The following is a 15,895-nucleotide window of genomic DNA, read 5'->3' as shown; positions in this document are numbered from 1 at the left end:
AGCGAGAGTTTAGCGGCTTTGAAGCAAGGCGATGAATGAAGAGCATAGTTATTCTACGCTCAAGTTCATTAACGCAGTATCAGAGCCGCTAAAACTCGCCTGTAGGAGTGTTTTTGGCTTGCTACTTCTACGTTGAATAAACTCATAAGGGAATAACCATTATGTCATTACTCACTTTGAATTAGCCTGCCTTGAATTAGCTTGCCAAAAACGCTCTGAGTAGATCAACTTCTTATACTGATTGGTATAATTGTCATAGAGGCAAATTACAGGCAAAAAAAAGCCGGGGAAAAATCCCGGCCACTTAAGAGTGTGTGAGCAATGTCGTGCTTAATAAAACTCGTTAACCATTAAAGATGATGAGAACTTTAACCATTAACCTGAGTTCTGGAACGCAAGTTAATAATAATCATTCTCATTTGTGTTTGCAAGTTTTATTATGTAAAGGACTCGATAAACTTTTATAACTGCTTTTGCAGGTGCAGTTTGTTTTGACTTAAGCGCTGGCTATCTGCAGTCATGGCTGTGATCTGGTATTGGTTGTTGATCAACATGTTCAGCATTACAGGGAAGCAGTTTTGGGTTTTCACTTCCATCAGTTTATAGCCTTGTTGCTTTGCCCAATGTTCTTGGTATTCAAGCATGCTTTTAGCTAAGCCCAAGCCGCGATAGTCAGGAACTATACCGCCTAACCAGCTATAGAATGTGTCATCAGCATTTTGATAACCAAGTTTGAAGCCAGCGACTTCGCCTTCAATTTTAGCAATGAGTAATAATGCCGGCGTAGACAGTAAGCGGCTGCTGATCTCTTGGCTTGAATATGGTTGTTCAAACTCAGGGATAGCATCATAAGCTTGATCTAAGCGTGCTAATACTTCAGGTGTAAACTCGCTAATTGCTTCTATTTCAATGGTGTACATTTTCTAGTCTCATAATTGTCGCCAGTTCACCATAAATGTCTCTTAAATAAACGAGGCAAAGGTGAACGAATTGGCGAAATTATAACAGGTCTGGCCAGTTGTTGTTAAGAGCAGATTAGCGCTACGGTACGGTTTTGCGAGCCGTCTCTTGTAAAATCTTTTCCTGTAGCACCTTTAACAGTAAACCATAGGCAGGCAAGAAGAGGCCGAGGCTAACGATTAATTTAAAGCCATAATCCACAGCTGCAATTTCAGGCCAGTTGGCGGCCATAAAGCTATCTGTTGAAGCGTAAAAAGCAAGAGAGAAGAACACTAGCGTATCTACAAGATTACCGATAATGGTCGATGCTGATGGTGCAACCCACCAAGATTTTGTTTGTCTTAATTTAGCAAAAACAAAGATATCCATTAATTGACCTATAAAGTAGGCCGCAAAGCTGGCAAAGGCGATTCTAAAGACAAAACTATTAAATTCTAGTAACGCGGCCGCACCTTGAAAGCTCCCCTGATGAAACACAACGCCCATTAGATAAGAGATGATTAAGGCTGGAAGCATGGCGAGAAAGATGATCTTTCGCGCGGCCTGTTGACCAAAAATTCTAACAGTAAGGTCGGTAGCAAGGTAAACAAAAGGAAAGCTAAAAGCGCCCCATGTGGTATGCAGTTCAAAGATCTGAAACGGAAGTTGCACCAAGTAGTTACTGGCACAAATAATAACAATATGAAAGCCTGCTAAAAGCAGTAACGCACGGCGAACCTGCGTCTGAGATAACATCAACATCTTGTGGCCTTTTTTAATAAATCGGGCGGGGTGAGGGAACCCGCAATAGCAAACATCGCTATAATTTTACAATTTGTGGTTAATCAAAGTAGTGTGAACCCATAATCGGGGCGGCAAATTATAGAGCAGAATTTTTTCAGAGCAAGCATAAAAATGATGTAGCAGTTGATTAACCACTACATCATAGGATAACTGATTGATTTTTATTGGTGCTAAAGCTCGGTCAATATTGACAGGATAGTGGTTAACTTGTTTTCAAGTTCGCTCCACTCTTTATCCGGCTCAGATCCTGCAACAATCCCTGCGCCAGCAAATAGGTTAATACGTCCAGGTTCTATGCGAGCACTGCGAATGGCGACAGCAAACTCACTTTCATGCTTATTGAAGTAGCCACAAGCACCGGCGTACCAGCCTCTAACGTAACCTTCCTGTTGGCGAATAAAGTTCATTGCAGGTTCTTTAGGTAAACCACCAACAGCGGGGGTGGGGTGTAGCGCTTGAATAAGCTGAAAGTCATTCACTCCAGCTTTTAACTCTGCTCTTATAGAGCGATGTAGATGTTGAATATGGCTTAACTTAAATACCGTTGGAAATTCTTCTGCACCAACGTAATGACTTAGAGGATTCAACACATCAACGATTTGTTGTCTAACCAACTGATTCTCGTGACTGTTTTTGGTATCGTCCAGTAGCTCTTGTGCTAAGGCTTTGTCTTGTTCCTGGTTGATGCCTCTAACCGTTGTACCTGCCAAGGCTTCGGTAAATAATTCTCGCTGTCTGCGGCGATATAACCGCTCAGGAGTACAAGAGATAAAGGCACTATCGGGGCTAAATTGAAAACCAAATTGAAAGCTATTTGGATTTCTTCCTTGCCAACACGCAAGCAGTGTCCAGGGGTCTACCTTTTCGTTTATCTCAAGCTGAGTTTGGCGAGATAGCACCACTTTCGGCGTTTCTTTAATAAACTTTGGGTGGGTGACTTGATTGACCAGTTCAGTCCAGCGATAACGATCGGGCTTATCGCTGCGACCCATTAACGCGACCTTATTAGGTGGTGTTAGTGGCTTAGGTTTATCTAATGCGGCGATTGCCTGCATTGCAGTGGTAATCTCTTGCTCTAGGGTACTGTCGGTAAAATTTAAATTTACCAGCAGTTTAAATTCGTTGCCGCTACGACGTAATTCAATGCGGGGCAATACAAAGCGTGCCTTTCCAAACTCCGGCCAGCTTTCATTCTTGCGGTCAAAAGCGACTCCACCATAATAGCGGACGTCTTGATTACTGGTGAGTGCTCTTTGCTTTTGGTATTCCGCTGACATCTCTAGATCGTCAACATCATCACCAAAAAAGAAATCCTTACAGCAACCAATAGCCGCGACTTCCTCTTCGGTATCACGGCCCTTCCAATAGATCCTTGGATAAGTGGATTGCGCTGCTAACCAAGCAATTACCGGGATCGCCGAAATAGTCACCGACAGCTGAATAATCGGATCGCTGTGTGGTTGTAGAGTAAAGGATGTGAGCTTGTCGGTTAAAGACTTAATAGCGTGAGACAGCAAAGGGGCGGTCAATAAATACTCCAAATCGTATTTCTTATGGGTTATGTGAGGCGCTGACCTCTACTTGCAGTTCACCCATTTTCAAATTGGTAATAAGAATCTTTACCACAAAGTAATATCCACCGACTAGAGTGTCAAGTCAGTTGCTCTGCTGCTGTGAGCTATGGCTGACTATTTTATGCTCATGCTATGTTTTTTCTATTAGTAGATAATGGCCTAAGCGTAGCTTATTCATTTTATAACTTTTACTGTGTCTTTTTGTCTGCCATGAAGTCTGCGCTGGACATATTGTCCTTATACGTATTGGTTCACTTCTCCATTTGTTTTAATTAGTTGATCTAGGTTTGTATTTGTAAGTTGTGGTCTTGTACGTTGCCGTGCACTTTCTAACAATAGGCGTTAATAATGTCGTTAGGATGATGAAAACCAATGAAAAATAGCAACAACTGCTTAAAGCTATCTGCAATAGCTTTGGCTTTGAGTATTAGTTATCAAGTGCAAGCCGACGAGATGGAACGAGATCCAATTCTCAATGTATCTGAAGTCATAGTAGTCCATGGAGAGAAAGCGGCGGTAACTGAATCAGCAACCACTCATTGGAGCCTTAACGAACAAGAGATCAAAGCAACTGGAGCGCAAAGCTTAGATCAGTTACTCAAAAATGTACCCGGGCTTTATGTAAGAGTTGGCGGGCAAGGCACGCCAAGGGTTGATGTTCGAGGCTTTAAAGCACGTCACGTTATCTATTTAGTTAATGGTGTACCTGCTAATGGCGCCGAAGATGGCCAGTTTGATCCAAGCTTAATACCCGCTAGCCAAATCGGTTCAGTTGAAGTATCCGTTGGACCAACATCTGTGCTTTATGGTCCAGGTGGAGCGGGGGGGGTGATTAACATTATTACTAAGCAGGGCGAGGATGCGCCGCGTTTATCTGGTCGACTTGAAGCTGCCGAAGATAATACCTTTAACGGTGATATCAGTGCTGCTGGAAGTGGAGATAACTGGCAAGGGTTGATTAACTATAGCCGTCAGCAAACCGATGGCTGGCCAATGTCGAGTGACTATAACGACACTGAATATCAGCAGGGTGATGTGCGTAATAATGCCGACAAAACCTTAGATAACGTATATGCACAAGGCAGCTATCTGCTAAGCGATAACACTCAGCTAATGGCTAACATGAGCTTCAAACAGGGCGAATGGGGCAAACCAAGTCGAGATGGCACCGGTTCTGGAAGCGCTAAGTTTGAGAGAGTTGATGACTATCAAGCAAAAACCTTTCAACTTGGTTTAGCGCATAAATTTAATGACATGTTTACTTTGCGTGGGTTCGGTTACTACAACCAGAGTGATGTATTGGAGACTCAGTATAAAGATGACAGCTATCAAGCGATAAAAGCGCAGCAAGATGGCCGCTCAACGGTTGAGGGAGGCAATTTACAGTTCATCTCAAACTTTGACCAAGCGGGTATTGTCACAACGGCCATTATTGCTGAAAAGCAAAGCTGGCAGTCGCAGGCATTAGCAAGTAGCCCCAACAGCAAAAATGGCTCCGGTAATGGAGGCGGAAGTGGAAATGGAGGTGGCGGCGGTGGTAACGGTGGCGGCAATGGCAATGGCAATGGCAGTGGTAGCAGCGATAACTTCGATGACTCTGCATGGTTATATACCGCAGCGTTAGAGTATCAATACCAAGCTGACAGTTATGGTGTAACACTCGGTGGTGCTTTGCATGATCAAGACAGAGTTTCTGAATCTGAAAATGATTACTCTGGACAGTTATCCGGCTATTGGCAAGCATTAGAGCATACCCGCATAAATATGGGCGTCGCTCGTAAAGTACGTTTCCCTTCAATGCGCAATCTCTATGCGCAATCTTCTGGTAATGCAGATCTGCAGGCCGAAGTGTCGCAGCACTTTGAGTTGGGCTTATTGCAAGATATTGGTTACTCAACAGAGTTGAATATCGCAGGTTTTTATACTGATGCAGAAGATTACATTGCTAAAGACTTAGCCGGTGTCTACCAAAACATGGGTGACTACAGGTTTAAAGGTGTCGATCTGCAACTACAAAACAATAGCATTGATGATCTGTCGATGACTTTTATGTATAGCTTTTTAGATACTGAAGATAAATCTGCGGCAGAGACATTTCAAACTCTAGAATATCGCCCCCGCCATCAACTGCGATTCCAAGCGCAATACCAGCTGCCATTTGCAATGCGCATCAATCTAAATGTCGAACGGATTATGGATCAAATCTATTACGCGCAGCACAAAGTCGCAGGTGAGAAAATACTGGTTGAACAGTCGTTAGAAGACTACACCTTGGTTGATCTAAATTTGGTGCAGCCGTTACTAGAAGACAAGTTGGAACTGTATCTAAGAGCCACCAATTTACTGGATGAAAATTACTATCAAAGTGAGTCTTTACCCCAAGCGGGTCGGCAAGTGTTTATTGGGATTAATTGGCAGATCTAGTCAGCGGAGGCCGTGATGCAACTTATCGAGCTAAAAGGGATTCATTTTGGCTATGACACTTACCAAGCTGCGGTCTTGGATGACCTAAACTTGGTGGTCAATCATGGCGAGTGTCACTGCATTAGCGGCGCAACTGGCTGCGGTAAATCGAGTTTACTACACCTTATTGCTGGAGAGTTGTGTCGCCCTTTTGAGGGCGAGATGACACGTCATCCCGCGTTAATGGTAGGGCTGGTGATGCAAGATCCTAATGTACAGGTCCTGCGCCAAAGCGTAGGGGCTGAGATTGCATTTGCGCTAGAAAACCTCGGTGTTCCCTCTAATGAAATGTTAGAAAAAGTGCAGCAAGCACTGCGACGGGTTGGGCTATATGTCAGTATCGATACGCCAATCGATGTGCTTTCTTTAGGGCAAAAGTACCGTTTAATGCTTGCTGCTCAATTAGTGTTTGAGCCGAATTTACTGCTGCTTGATGAACCCTGGACTCAACTTGATAACCATGGGGTGCAAGAACTGTACTTTGTACTTAAGGAGTTACTTCGTGACGGTGTCTCCATTGTGATGGTGGAGCATCAACCGCAAGCATTTGGCCAGATTGTTTCTCATCTATGGCACCTAGAGAAGGGCAAGTTAGTCGCGGGTCTATATCAGCCTTCACGGCCACATAAACAAAGGTTACCAACATTAGCTGTTAGTGGTGGGGATGCAACAGAGCAGAGGGTGTTGATATCACCGCATCGTTTTCAGTTCTCAGCGGGTTCGACTTTATTTCGCTGTGCCGAGTCATTAAGCGTGGCAGCGGGAGAGATTGTCGCCTTAGTTGGAGACAATGGCACTGGTAAAAGCAGCTTTCTAAAAGCACTGGCAGGGATGCAGGCAGATATAGGGCCGTTACCATTTTTAATATTGGGGAAACGGCCTAAATTAGGTATTTTTGGTGCAAATCTGTGCCTGTTGTTACAGAGGCCAAACCGGCAATTGTTTGAGCCTACAGTATTGACTGAGATGCAGTTTAGCTTGCGTCGTTTCAGGTTGCCGTTATCTCGGGCTGAGCGAATGTTGCACCAGCTGTCTCTAAGTCATTTATCGATGACGTCACCCCATAAATTGTCCTACGGACAACAACATATTATTGCACTGGCATCACTGGCTTGTTTGCAACCCAAAGTGTTGCTACTTGATGATCCATTTGCCGGACTAGATAGCTTGCATTGTGACAAGGTGTGGCAGCTTTTGCTTGAGTTGCGTCAAAGAGGCTGCGCCATTTTACTCACTTCTCACAGAGAGATGTCTTACGGTGATGTAGACAGGATCTGGTTTATCGAATCGGGTTACTTGGCAGATAGAACTGCACCGACAGTACAGGCCGATGCGGGCTAAATTGCCAAAGTCAGCGGGCCTTAATCTGAAGCATAGCGCAAAGCCACGGCGAACTTGGATACGCCAGAGCCATCGTTGTGCTTTCGCTCTGCTTTTGAGCCTGCTGCTGGCAAGTTCGGCTTTTTTTGTACCGAGTAGTGTGTTGTGGATATTAGCGAGCATTAATGCGGGGTTAATCGCTCATGGGTTATTGCTAAAGAAAAAAATAACCATGCTGCTGCGCTTAGCAGCAGTGCAATTTATTACTACGATGGGGCTCTACTATCTGTTTTATGGTGAAAGCCAGCTCTTAGATGGCGCGGTGGTGGTACTTAGAGTGCTATTGGCAATGCTACCTGGCTGGTGGCTTTCAAGTACTCAAAGCCCTGAGCGACTTGGAGAGGTTTTAAGTTGGTTGCTACCGCACAAGTGGGCATTCGTAATCGCGGCTTCACTAAGTCTATTACCGTTTATGTCCCAAGAGCTAAAAGAGATCTACCAGATCCAATGTATGCGCGGTGCGAGGATCACGCCTAAAGCACTTCGAAACCCAAGCAATTGGCCTGAATTTATTTATTGCGTGTTACTGCCACTGTTGATCCAACTATTAAAGCTATCGAAGCAGATGGCGCTATCAGCAAAGTTACGCCATTTTGGCCGCGGCGATCATGTAACGCATTGGCCTTCAACAAGAGACGACAAATGAAACTTAATTTTGAACTGCAAGATGCGCTGTTTATAGGCTTTTGCGCGACCTTATTGGTGATTTTAAAAAGCATGTTGCGGCTTAAGCTAGGGCTTAGTGGTCACTCAATGTTTTTAATGACCTTTTTCTATCTACTTTGCTATGGCGCCGTAGGCCGGGTGGGCTGTATTACAGCATGTGGCTTATTGGCTGGCATGGTGGCAATGATGCTGAGTGTTGGCAAAGGGGGGCCGTTGATCTTGCTCAAATTTGGCATGCCAGCCATCGCCATGGATATAGCGTTACTGGCGATTGCTGGTGTCTTTAAATTACGTTGGCAGTGTGTATTACTGGCTTTGGCTGGTTGTTTAGCGTGGGCGAGTAAAGGTTGGATTGAGAATATGCTTGCGGGTATGAGCCAGCAGATTGCTTTGACCAAGTTTGCGGTTAACTTTTTGCAGGGTGGCCTATTTGCCGTCGGTGCTGCGTTGATTGTTCCTAGCGTGCTAAGACGCTTGCAATCTCATGACTTACTGCAAGACCGACATCAAAACCCTGAGTAACCAATAGCAATCTACATCTATTAGGATTAAAAATGAAAAACTGGCTAATTTGCATTGATGATACCGACGACATAGGCACTAAAGGTACCGGGGAAATTGCTGAAGAGATAGCACATCTTTTACAGCAAGAGCATGTGAAAATGACTGAGCGTGATACAAGATGCCTGGTGACTCGGCACCAGTTATTTGTCCATCCTGATATCCCTTATACCTCACATAACAGTGCCATGTGCTTTCAGCTCGAAAGTAATCTCGACTTGGCCAGTATAAAGAAAATATGTGTCGCTCATCTGTTGCAACAGTCTGCAGCCGCTTCCGATCCTGGCTTGGCAATACTTGATATGGCTTCATCTTACGATATCAGTGCGTTAATCGCCTTTGGTCAGTCAACCAAAGTGAAGGTTAAAACAAAAGAACAAGCCTATGAGTTGGCTGCTGAGCTAGGTATCGATCTGACCGAGCATGGAGGTACAGGACAGGGCGTCATAGGGGCTTTAGCCGGTCTTGGCTTACGTTTAAGTGGTCAAGATGGTCGTGTTAAAGGTCAGTTTTGTTTAGGAGATTATAATAACGGTGCTGACATTGAATTCACAGTGGCTGACATTTTAGTACAAACACCCCTGCAAATGGTGCTCAGTGATAGCGGAGAAGTATTAGCAGATGATGAGCGAATATTATTAACAGGCAAGGTAAAGGCTGTTTATCGTCAGCATATGTTTGCGCTCTTAGTCAGTCGTCATGGTTCTGCCTGGGTGAATGCTTCTAAGCAAACACTCAAGGCGTATTAGAGGCTGATATGGATAAATGGTTTATCTATGTGGACGGAGTGTGGCGATTCAAGTTCGATGCAAACTCATATTCGGCTTCACGCGAAGCGGCAAAAGCATGTCAATTTTTCGCAGAAGACGATGAAGATGAGCAGATCGATGACCATTTACAGTCATGTTATAACTGTCTTTACCGACGTTGGCGTTTAAATTGTTTTGATTGTTATAAAAAAGTAGACACACCCTGAGGAGGGTTTCTCACATTAGTATTTGATATTTAACAATTGTCGCGAATTATCTTTTTGTTTTCTGATCTTGCTCTACATTAACCAAGTGTTTTAGTTGGCTTTAGCTATGGTGATTTTTTTTAACTCGGAATAGAATGTCTGCCTCTACGTAAATAATAATCATAAGCTGAAGATATATTCGGCAACATAAAACTAACAGTTTGTAGAGACAGCGTTGCTTTTCAGTAGCGCTTAGCAAGTTTTATCATCCGGGGATAAAAGAGATAATGGGTGATTCCGTTGAATCAAAAGGCTTAATAAAAGTCTCGGTCGCAAAGTTAGGCGTGGGTATGTTCGTCGAGTCTATCGACAATACCAAGGGCCAAGTGAGCATTGCTAACGCAGGACAGATCCGCAGTAAAGAAGCAATTGCAAAGTTGCTACGCAGCGGTATTACCCACGTGTGGGTTAATGCTGAGCGTTCATCGCCTGATTGTGGTTTAAATCGGCCTGTTGTGAAACCAACTCCTGTGGCAAAAAGAGTCAGCACAGATCGAGTAAACACTCAAAAGAAAGCTAAAGAATTAATGGTTGAGGCAAAAGATCTCATCCAGAAAGTGCTGTCTGAAACTTTTGAAGGTAAAGCGGTAGAAGTTGAACCATTTGAAGCGCTTGCTGACAACATGATTGAGTCAGTATTGCTTGATGCTGATGCACTAAAGTGTGTATCAGCTCTGCGTTCAAAAGATGCGTATCTGTTAGAACACTCTATTAATGTGGCATTTCTGCTGGTCACCTTCGGTCGCTATTTGAAGTTAGATACTGACATGCTAAGAAAGTTAGCTGTCGGCGGTATTTTACACGATATCGGCAAGATTAAAGTCGATAGTGCGATTTTGAATAAGCCTGGAAAATTGACTGCCGAAGAGTTTGAGCATGTAAAGTTGCACCAAACTTATGCGGTTGAAATAATGAATAATACTGCTGGTTTATCGCAAGTCAGCAAAGATATCAGCTTAATGCACCATGAGAAGCTTGATGGCAATGGTTATCCACGTGGGTTAAAGGGTGATGAGATCCCTATCCATGGGCGAATGAGCTGCATTGTTGATATTTTCGATGCGCTAACCGCCGCTCGTTGTTACAAAGAGGCCATGAGCCCGGCAGCAGCGTTTAAGATTTTGTTGAGCTTAACGCCGTTTCATTTAGATCAAGCTCTGGTATATGAATTTATTCGCTGTGTCGGAGTATACCCAGTTGGTTCATTAGTCGAGTTATCTGATGGACGAGTCGGTATCGTTTGGGAAGCTAAAAATCGCGATGCTCTGCATCCTAAGGTTAAGTGCTTCTATTCTAATCGACATAAGCTTTACACTGAAGTGACTATGGTTGATCTGCTTAAGTCAGACCTTAATATTGAAAAAGGGATTTCGCCAAGTAGTTTGGAAATTGATCCAACCCCATTCTATTAAACTTTCTCGAATTGAAGTATTAAAAAGCGCCAATAGGGCGCTTTTTTTGTGACTTCTAGTTCACATGTTATTTTGTTTAATTGATCTAGTTCAGCTATTTGATTTTTACTTTATTATCATTGAATTAAGTCGCTAAAATTGCCTCTAAAGCTAAAATTAAATACAACAGGTGATTTATGCTTAAACGTCGACAATTTTTGAAAATTGGCTCTGCGGCAGTTGCGTCGAGCTTGCTCACACTCCCAGTCGTAGCGGCTGCAAATACCACAACCACACTATTTCAACACAGTCGTTATCGAGTGTTGGCGTTGGTGTTTGATGACTATGAAACCTTAGATCTGCACGGTCCTGTTGAAATGTTAGGTCATATGCCAAACGTTGAGATAAAGCTGGTGGGACCCACTGAATTTGTTAAAAGTTATCAAGGTCCAAGAGTGGTTGCAGATGTGCTGATGGGCAGCACTTATGATTGCGATCTATTACTGATCCCTGGTGGCTTAGGTACGCGTAAATTGGTTGATGACGAGCTTATGTTACGCTGGCTTACAGCTCAGGTTGAGCGCAGCGAAAAGGTATTCTCTATCTGTACCGGCTCTGCGTTACTAGCCAAAACAGCCAAGTTAGACGGCGTGAAAGCAACCACCAATAAAATGGCTTATCAATGGGTGACGTCGCTTGCAGAAAACGTTAATTGGCAGCCTAAAGCCCGTTGGGTTGATGACGGAAAATTTTTAACCTCTTCTGGTGTCTCTGCAGGTACTGACGCTGCATTGTATTGGGTTAAGGCGTTGCACGGTGAAGTTGAGGCTCGACGCATTGAAACACTTACCGAGTACCACTGGCTGGATGACAGCAGTAATGACCCTTATGCCGTTTCTTTATAAACAAAAAGTATAGCCTTAGCTGAAAAAGCTATTAATTAGTAATAAAGGATATTGGCGGGAATATCAAAGCTCCTCAATAATTGCGTTTCATATAAACGCTAATTGAGAGGAGCGCATGAACAAATGGTTAATTTTACTCTGCTGTGTTGTCTTTATTAGCGCTTCACTAATGACGACCGGTTTGACGCGTGCGCTCATCGATCTTGCCGCTTTTAGTGCGTTGCTTTGGATTGTACTTCGCCATCAAAATCGTGCTGAAGACTAACGATACAGTGAAGCTTAGTAAAGGATATAGGCGAGTGAACTTGTGCCTATTGCCAGCCACAATAACAGCCCAAGCACCAAGGGTTTAGCACCTGTCGCTTTCATCTTCTTTAGCGTAATGCCTGCACCAATTAAGAATAAACACACCACTAATAAGCGTTTAGATACACTAAATGCGACCTCATAAAAGGGTGCTCCTTGGGGGAGCCAATAAGCAATTGCGATGGTTAAGCAGTAAAAGCCAATAAAGTAGGGGATAGTAATTTTTTTCTTATCACCGCTAAAAAGCATAGCACTAGCTAAAGCAATGGGAATAATCCATAAGGCGCGTGCCAGTTTAATGGTCGTTGCAGTTGTGAGTGCTTCATTGCCATAAGCAGAAGCCGCCCCAACAACTGACGATGTGTCGTGTATTGCAATAGCGCTCCACACGCCAAACTCATGTTGCGTCATCGATAGTGCATGACCAATGGCTGGGAATAGAAAGAGTGCGATGGAGTTAAGTATAAATACTGTCGCTAAAGCGACAGCAGCTTGTTCGCTGTTAGCTTTGATTGCAGGCGATACCGCCGCAATAGCGCTACCACCGCAAATAGCAGTACCTGAGGCAATCAGGTAGCCGGTTTTACTATCTAGCTTCAGCAAGCGAGTCAGTATCACACCCAATATTAGGGTGAAAATGATCGAGCCAATGATTAGTGGCAGATTTTCTAAGCTCACGGTAATCGCATTATCTAGCTGAATCCCAAAGCCTAAACCGACAATGGAAAAAGCTAATAGCTTTTTAGTTAGTTTTGCCAGTAGTCGCTGATCAGGTGCCCAGCCGATACTGGCAAGGGTAAAACCGAGGATGAGTGCAACAGGTGATGAAATCACTGGTAATAAACACAACAGAGCAATGATGATAAAAAGGGCGAGTTGTGCTCTTGGTTGATTGAAAGTGTTCATTAAGAGGAGTTGGATTACCGGCTGCTATTGAGCAGCAGAGTATAGCGCTTAGTTTGATTCTGATAAATTAAATACTACTTACTTATAGGTTTAGAAAAATTTAATCTTGGTGTTCGCAATCAACTCAGAGCTTGAGTGGTTATTAAGCAATTAAACGCAAGTCAGATCTCATATTTACTCTATGTCGCAGTTAACTTTCACTTATTTACATAGCTTGACTGTATGTTGCTTATTTTTCACAGAAAATAAACCTCACTAACAAAGTGAAACTATAGCGACTCGTAACGGTGGCTGAATGATACATTTCGATGTAGATATCGCTCCTGCTGCCTATAGCTTCACTCAGTCCATCAGAGTCTCCCAGTGTTCAATAGGGTTTATTTAGTGCTGAAATTCATCGTTATTTTTTTTTGCTGTTTGGTCAGCGGTTGCTCGTCTTGGTGGGGCGCACAAGATGTTAACGAGCAGCAGTTATATCATCGTATTAATGAAGCTTATGACTTTGAGGTGACCCATTGCGACAGTTTTGCAATGGCACGTGGTAAAGGCCGAGGAGAGTTTGCGCTGCAAGAAGCTAAAAACCAAGCGATGAAGTACGCCGAAAACCTGCATGGAACCCACATTGTTTGGATCCATATCGATCAAGGTGAAATGGTGAAAGTGGTGGCGGTTATTTATAAATGTAAGTCGTAATTACCGCGGATTTTAGACAATAAAAAACCCTAAGTTAATACCAACTTAGGGTTTCATAAAGTATTTAAAATAATTGCCTAACGCATGGTAACAAACTCTTCCGCGCCAGTAGGGTGAATAGCGACTACGGCATCAAAGTCTGCCTTAGTTGCTCCCATTTTCATTGCCACACCAAAGCCTTGTAGAATTTCATCCATACCAAAACCAATACCGTGGATCCCGACGACGACTTCATTTTCACCAGCGCAAATCAACTTCATTTTGCAGGCTTCACGATGTGCGGTAATAGCGGTGTACATTGAGGTAAAGCCTGAGGTGTAAACCTTAATGTTATCTTTGCCAAATTGCTCTTCGGCTTCTGGCTCAGTTAATCCCATGGTGCCAATAGGCGGATGGCTGAATACCACTGTTGGAATAACGCTGTAATCCATCTTGGCATTTGGCATGTTGCCAAATAGGCGTTCTGATAACAGGCGGCCTGCTTTCACTGCAACAGGAGTAAGCTCTACGCCACCTTCCATAATGTCACCAACACAGTAAATACCTTTTGCAGTGGTATTTTGCTGCTCGTCAGTAACCACATAACCTTTTTCATTAAGCTTAACGTCGGTATTTTCTAGGCCAATATTGCCAGTAGAAGGGGAGCGACCAATAGCCCAAATTAAACTGTCGACGGTAATGTTTTCGCCGTTTTCAAGTGCTAGTGTTAGGCTGCCATCGGCATTTTTTACTACGGCTTTTGGAATGCTGTGGGTGTGTAATGTCGGCCCATTAATTGTCATCGCTTCAACTAAAGTATCAGTCAAAATAGGATCGAAGTTACGCAGAGGAGCATGCTTGCGCACTAATAAGTGAGTTTCGCTACCTAATGCATGTAATACGCCGGCAAGTTCAACCGCAATATAACCTGCGCCTACAACGGCAACACGTTTCGGCTGTTCACGTAGCGCGAAGAATCCATCTGAATCAATACCGTATTCAGCACCTGGGATATTTGGAATCGTAGGGGCACCGCCTGTCGCAATAAGGATATGGTCGGCAGTATAGTGCTCACCATTGACTTCAATAGTGTTAGCGTTAACGAACTTACCGTAACCATTTAGCAGAGTGACATTGTTGCTGGCAAAGCCACGTCCGTAAGCATCATGGATTCGGCCAATATAGGCTTCACGATTATCAACTAATGTGTTCCAGTCAAAGTTATTAACGGTCACGTCAAAACCATAATCTTTAGCGAATAGATGCATCGATTCAGCGACATGAGCGCCATACCACATCACTTTTTTAGGTACACAACCTACATTTACGCAAGTGCCGCCAACGTGTTTTGCTTCAATTACCAATACTTTTGCGCCGCGCATTGCTGCACGATTACCTGATGCGATACCGCCGCTACCAGCGCCAAGACAGATATAATCAAAATGTTGAGCCATTTGTATCTCCAAAAAAGTAACTTATTGAGGAGCAAAAGCGAATAAGACTGAGGCTTTTGTTCCTGTGTACGACTGATGCCAATCAATATATGACGAATTTAGAACCGAAAAGATTCACATTGACCCAAATTTTTATGGTTGGTCGGATCTATATGCAGCCATTGTAGAGCTAAATATTTATTTGAACCAGAGCAAATATTTCAGCGATAGACTGTGAGCTTGCTAACTGATATTGGGATGAATGTTGTCTATTTCAATCTTCGACCATCAAGCTTAACTGATCGAGTAACAGTTTAGACCTGATACGAGTCTGAGAACTTTCAACTGGCTTTTCTAGGTTAACGTCGATATTGGCAGCTATGATGATCACTGGGGTTAGGGCCTTCTACACCACACTTTAAGCATTCCCACTCATCTTGCCTCACGCTAAGCTCTTGCTGTTGATGTTGATTACGGTGATTTACACCTACTCTTAGCTGTTTCTCTAACTGTTTCATACGGCCGTTAAGCCAGCGACAACCCGCGTCATTGGCCACATTTTTCCGGCTTGCGAGTTGTTGTTTGCGGCTGATCTTTTTGTAGTTAGATTTAGGTTTGGACTGGGGCGTTTTTTTGCTATGGCTGTTACTGGCTGGTGGCGTCGCTGAGTAACTCAATGCCGTTTTGTTTTGGGTCGGTATTGTCAGCGGTTGACCTTTATCATCCAGCACAGTACCCAAAGGTAAAGTAGAGGAATCACGCGCTATGGTGTATGGACAAAGAAGCAGTAAAAAAATGATGATGACGCGATAAAAGGTGAGTAACATTCCTTGTCCTCTGGGTTGTATTGCATCTGCAATCCTTTGCAAATGATAGTGTT

At 43.6% G+C, this 15,895-nt stretch carries 15 protein-coding genes; 9 read left to right on the top strand and 6 right to left on the bottom strand.

The window, feature by feature from the left end; translation table 11 throughout:
* Nucleotides 1-461: 461 nt before the first annotated feature.
* The 3 genes from K5R16_RS08510 to K5R16_RS08500 form a co-directional block, all read right to left on the bottom strand.
* Entirely contained in the window at nt 462-920 is a 459-nt protein-coding gene (locus K5R16_RS08510) for a GNAT family N-acetyltransferase (protein ID WP_220737138.1), read from the bottom strand.
* Between the two features lie 121 nt (nt 921-1,041).
* Nucleotides 1,042-1,701, bottom strand: coding sequence for a 7-cyano-7-deazaguanine/7-aminomethyl-7-deazaguanine transporter (locus tag K5R16_RS08505; protein ID WP_220737137.1), 660 nt, complete (start codon nt 1,699-1,701; stop codon nt 1,042-1,044).
* A gap of 212 nt (nt 1,702-1,913) precedes the next feature.
* On the bottom strand, nt 1,914-3,272 hold the full coding sequence (locus tag K5R16_RS08500) for an isochorismate synthase MenF (protein WP_220737136.1): 1,359 nt from the start codon (nt 3,270-3,272) through the stop codon (nt 1,914-1,916).
* 417 nt (nt 3,273-3,689) lie between these two features.
* Between K5R16_RS08500 and K5R16_RS08495 the strand changes: the two genes are divergently transcribed.
* From K5R16_RS08495 to K5R16_RS08460, 8 genes are all read left to right on the top strand, one after another.
* The gene (locus K5R16_RS08495) at nt 3,690-5,741 is read left to right on the top strand and encodes a TonB-dependent siderophore receptor (RefSeq protein WP_220737135.1); all 2,052 of its coding nucleotides are present in this window, start codon (nt 3,690-3,692) and stop codon (nt 5,739-5,741) included.
* Between the two features lie 15 nt (nt 5,742-5,756).
* Nucleotides 5,757-7,121 (top strand): ATP-binding cassette domain-containing protein, encoded by a 1,365-nt coding sequence (locus tag K5R16_RS08490; RefSeq protein ID WP_220737134.1) that lies wholly within the window; start codon nt 5,757-5,759, stop codon nt 7,119-7,121.
* Nucleotides 7,111-7,806, top strand: coding sequence for an energy-coupling factor transporter transmembrane component T (locus K5R16_RS08485; RefSeq protein WP_220737133.1), 696 nt, complete (start codon nt 7,111-7,113; stop codon nt 7,804-7,806). The genes K5R16_RS08490 and K5R16_RS08485 overlap by 11 nt, the downstream gene beginning before the upstream one ends.
* Nucleotides 7,803-8,348, top strand: a complete 546-nt coding sequence (locus tag K5R16_RS08480; protein WP_220737132.1) for a core component of ECF transporter — start codon at nt 7,803-7,805, stop codon at nt 8,346-8,348. The genes K5R16_RS08485 and K5R16_RS08480 overlap by 4 nt, the downstream gene beginning before the upstream one ends.
* Before the next feature lie 32 nt (nt 8,349-8,380).
* Nucleotides 8,381-9,136 carry a DNA-binding protein gene (locus K5R16_RS08475; protein WP_220737131.1) on the top strand — a complete coding sequence of 252 codons (756 nt, stop codon included), beginning with the start codon at nt 8,381-8,383 and terminating at the stop codon, nt 9,134-9,136.
* 493 nt (nt 9,137-9,629) lie between these two features.
* Nucleotides 9,630-10,814, top strand: coding sequence for an HD-GYP domain-containing protein (locus tag K5R16_RS08470; protein ID WP_220737130.1), 1,185 nt, complete (start codon nt 9,630-9,632; stop codon nt 10,812-10,814).
* 176 nt (nt 10,815-10,990) lie between these two features.
* The gene (locus tag K5R16_RS08465) at nt 10,991-11,698 is read left to right on the top strand and encodes a DJ-1/PfpI family protein (RefSeq protein WP_220737129.1); all 708 of its coding nucleotides are present in this window, start codon (nt 10,991-10,993) and stop codon (nt 11,696-11,698) included.
* A 115-nt stretch (nt 11,699-11,813) separates the two neighbouring features.
* A complete protein-coding gene (locus tag K5R16_RS08460; RefSeq protein ID WP_220737127.1) occupies nt 11,814-11,963 on the top strand; it encodes a hypothetical protein in 150 nt (49 codons plus the stop codon).
* A 14-nt stretch (nt 11,964-11,977) separates the two neighbouring features.
* On the opposite strand, the gene K5R16_RS08455 is transcribed toward K5R16_RS08460, so the two are convergent.
* On the bottom strand, nt 11,978-12,910 hold the full coding sequence (locus K5R16_RS08455) for a YeiH family protein (protein ID WP_220737125.1): 933 nt from the start codon (nt 12,908-12,910) through the stop codon (nt 11,978-11,980).
* 384 nt (nt 12,911-13,294) lie between these two features.
* On the opposite strand from K5R16_RS08455, the gene K5R16_RS08450 reads away from it, so the two are divergent.
* Nucleotides 13,295-13,603, top strand: coding sequence for a hypothetical protein (locus K5R16_RS08450; protein ID WP_220737124.1), 309 nt, complete (start codon nt 13,295-13,297; stop codon nt 13,601-13,603).
* A 77-nt stretch (nt 13,604-13,680) separates the two neighbouring features.
* Here K5R16_RS08450 and gorA read toward each other — a convergent pair whose 3' ends face one another.
* A complete protein-coding gene (gene gorA, locus K5R16_RS08445) occupies nt 13,681-15,036 on the bottom strand; it encodes a glutathione-disulfide reductase (RefSeq protein WP_220737122.1) in 1,356 nt (451 codons plus the stop codon).
* Nucleotides 15,037-15,374: 338 nt separating this feature from the next.
* Nucleotides 15,375-15,842 carry a hypothetical protein gene (locus K5R16_RS08440; RefSeq protein WP_220737120.1) on the bottom strand — a complete coding sequence of 156 codons (468 nt, stop codon included), beginning with the start codon at nt 15,840-15,842 and terminating at the stop codon, nt 15,375-15,377.
* Between the last annotated feature and the right edge of the window lie 53 nt (nt 15,843-15,895).

It is taken from the genome of Shewanella sp. c952, assembly GCF_019654975.1.
Classification (GTDB): Bacteria; Pseudomonadota; Gammaproteobacteria; order Enterobacterales; family Shewanellaceae; genus Shewanella.
The sequence above is the reverse complement of the archived record's forward strand: the minus strand, read 5'-3'. Positions and strand labels throughout refer to the sequence as shown.

Bases quoted from the DNA above. Each gene is read 5' to 3' on its own strand.
- gorA (WP_220737122.1), bottom strand. From the start codon at position 15,036: ATGGCTCAACATTTTGATTATATCTGTCTTGGCGCTGGTAGCGGCGGT.
- K5R16_RS08465 (WP_220737129.1), top strand. From the start codon at position 10,991: ATGCTTAAACGTCGACAATTTTTGAAAATTGGCTCTGCGGCAGTTGCG.
- K5R16_RS08485 (WP_220737133.1), top strand. From the start codon at position 7,111: ATGCGGGCTAAATTGCCAAAGTCAGCGGGCCTTAATCTGAAGCATAGC.
- K5R16_RS08440 (WP_220737120.1), bottom strand. From the start codon at position 15,842: ATGTTACTCACCTTTTATCGCGTCATCATCATTTTTTTACTGCTTCTT.
- K5R16_RS08470 (WP_220737130.1), top strand. From the start codon at position 9,630: ATGGGTGATTCCGTTGAATCAAAAGGCTTAATAAAAGTCTCGGTCGCA.
- K5R16_RS08495 (WP_220737135.1), top strand. From the start codon at position 3,690: ATGAAAAATAGCAACAACTGCTTAAAGCTATCTGCAATAGCTTTGGCT.
- K5R16_RS08490 (WP_220737134.1), top strand. From the start codon at position 5,757: ATGCAACTTATCGAGCTAAAAGGGATTCATTTTGGCTATGACACTTAC.
- K5R16_RS08510 (WP_220737138.1), bottom strand. From the start codon at position 920: ATGTACACCATTGAAATAGAAGCAATTAGCGAGTTTACACCTGAAGTA.
- K5R16_RS08455 (WP_220737125.1), bottom strand. From the start codon at position 12,910: ATGAACACTTTCAATCAACCAAGAGCACAACTCGCCCTTTTTATCATC.
- K5R16_RS08480 (WP_220737132.1), top strand. From the start codon at position 7,803: ATGAAACTTAATTTTGAACTGCAAGATGCGCTGTTTATAGGCTTTTGC.
- K5R16_RS08505 (WP_220737137.1), bottom strand. From the start codon at position 1,701: ATGTTGATGTTATCTCAGACGCAGGTTCGCCGTGCGTTACTGCTTTTA.
- K5R16_RS08460 (WP_220737127.1), top strand. From the start codon at position 11,814: ATGAACAAATGGTTAATTTTACTCTGCTGTGTTGTCTTTATTAGCGCT.
- K5R16_RS08475 (WP_220737131.1), top strand. From the start codon at position 8,381: ATGAAAAACTGGCTAATTTGCATTGATGATACCGACGACATAGGCACT.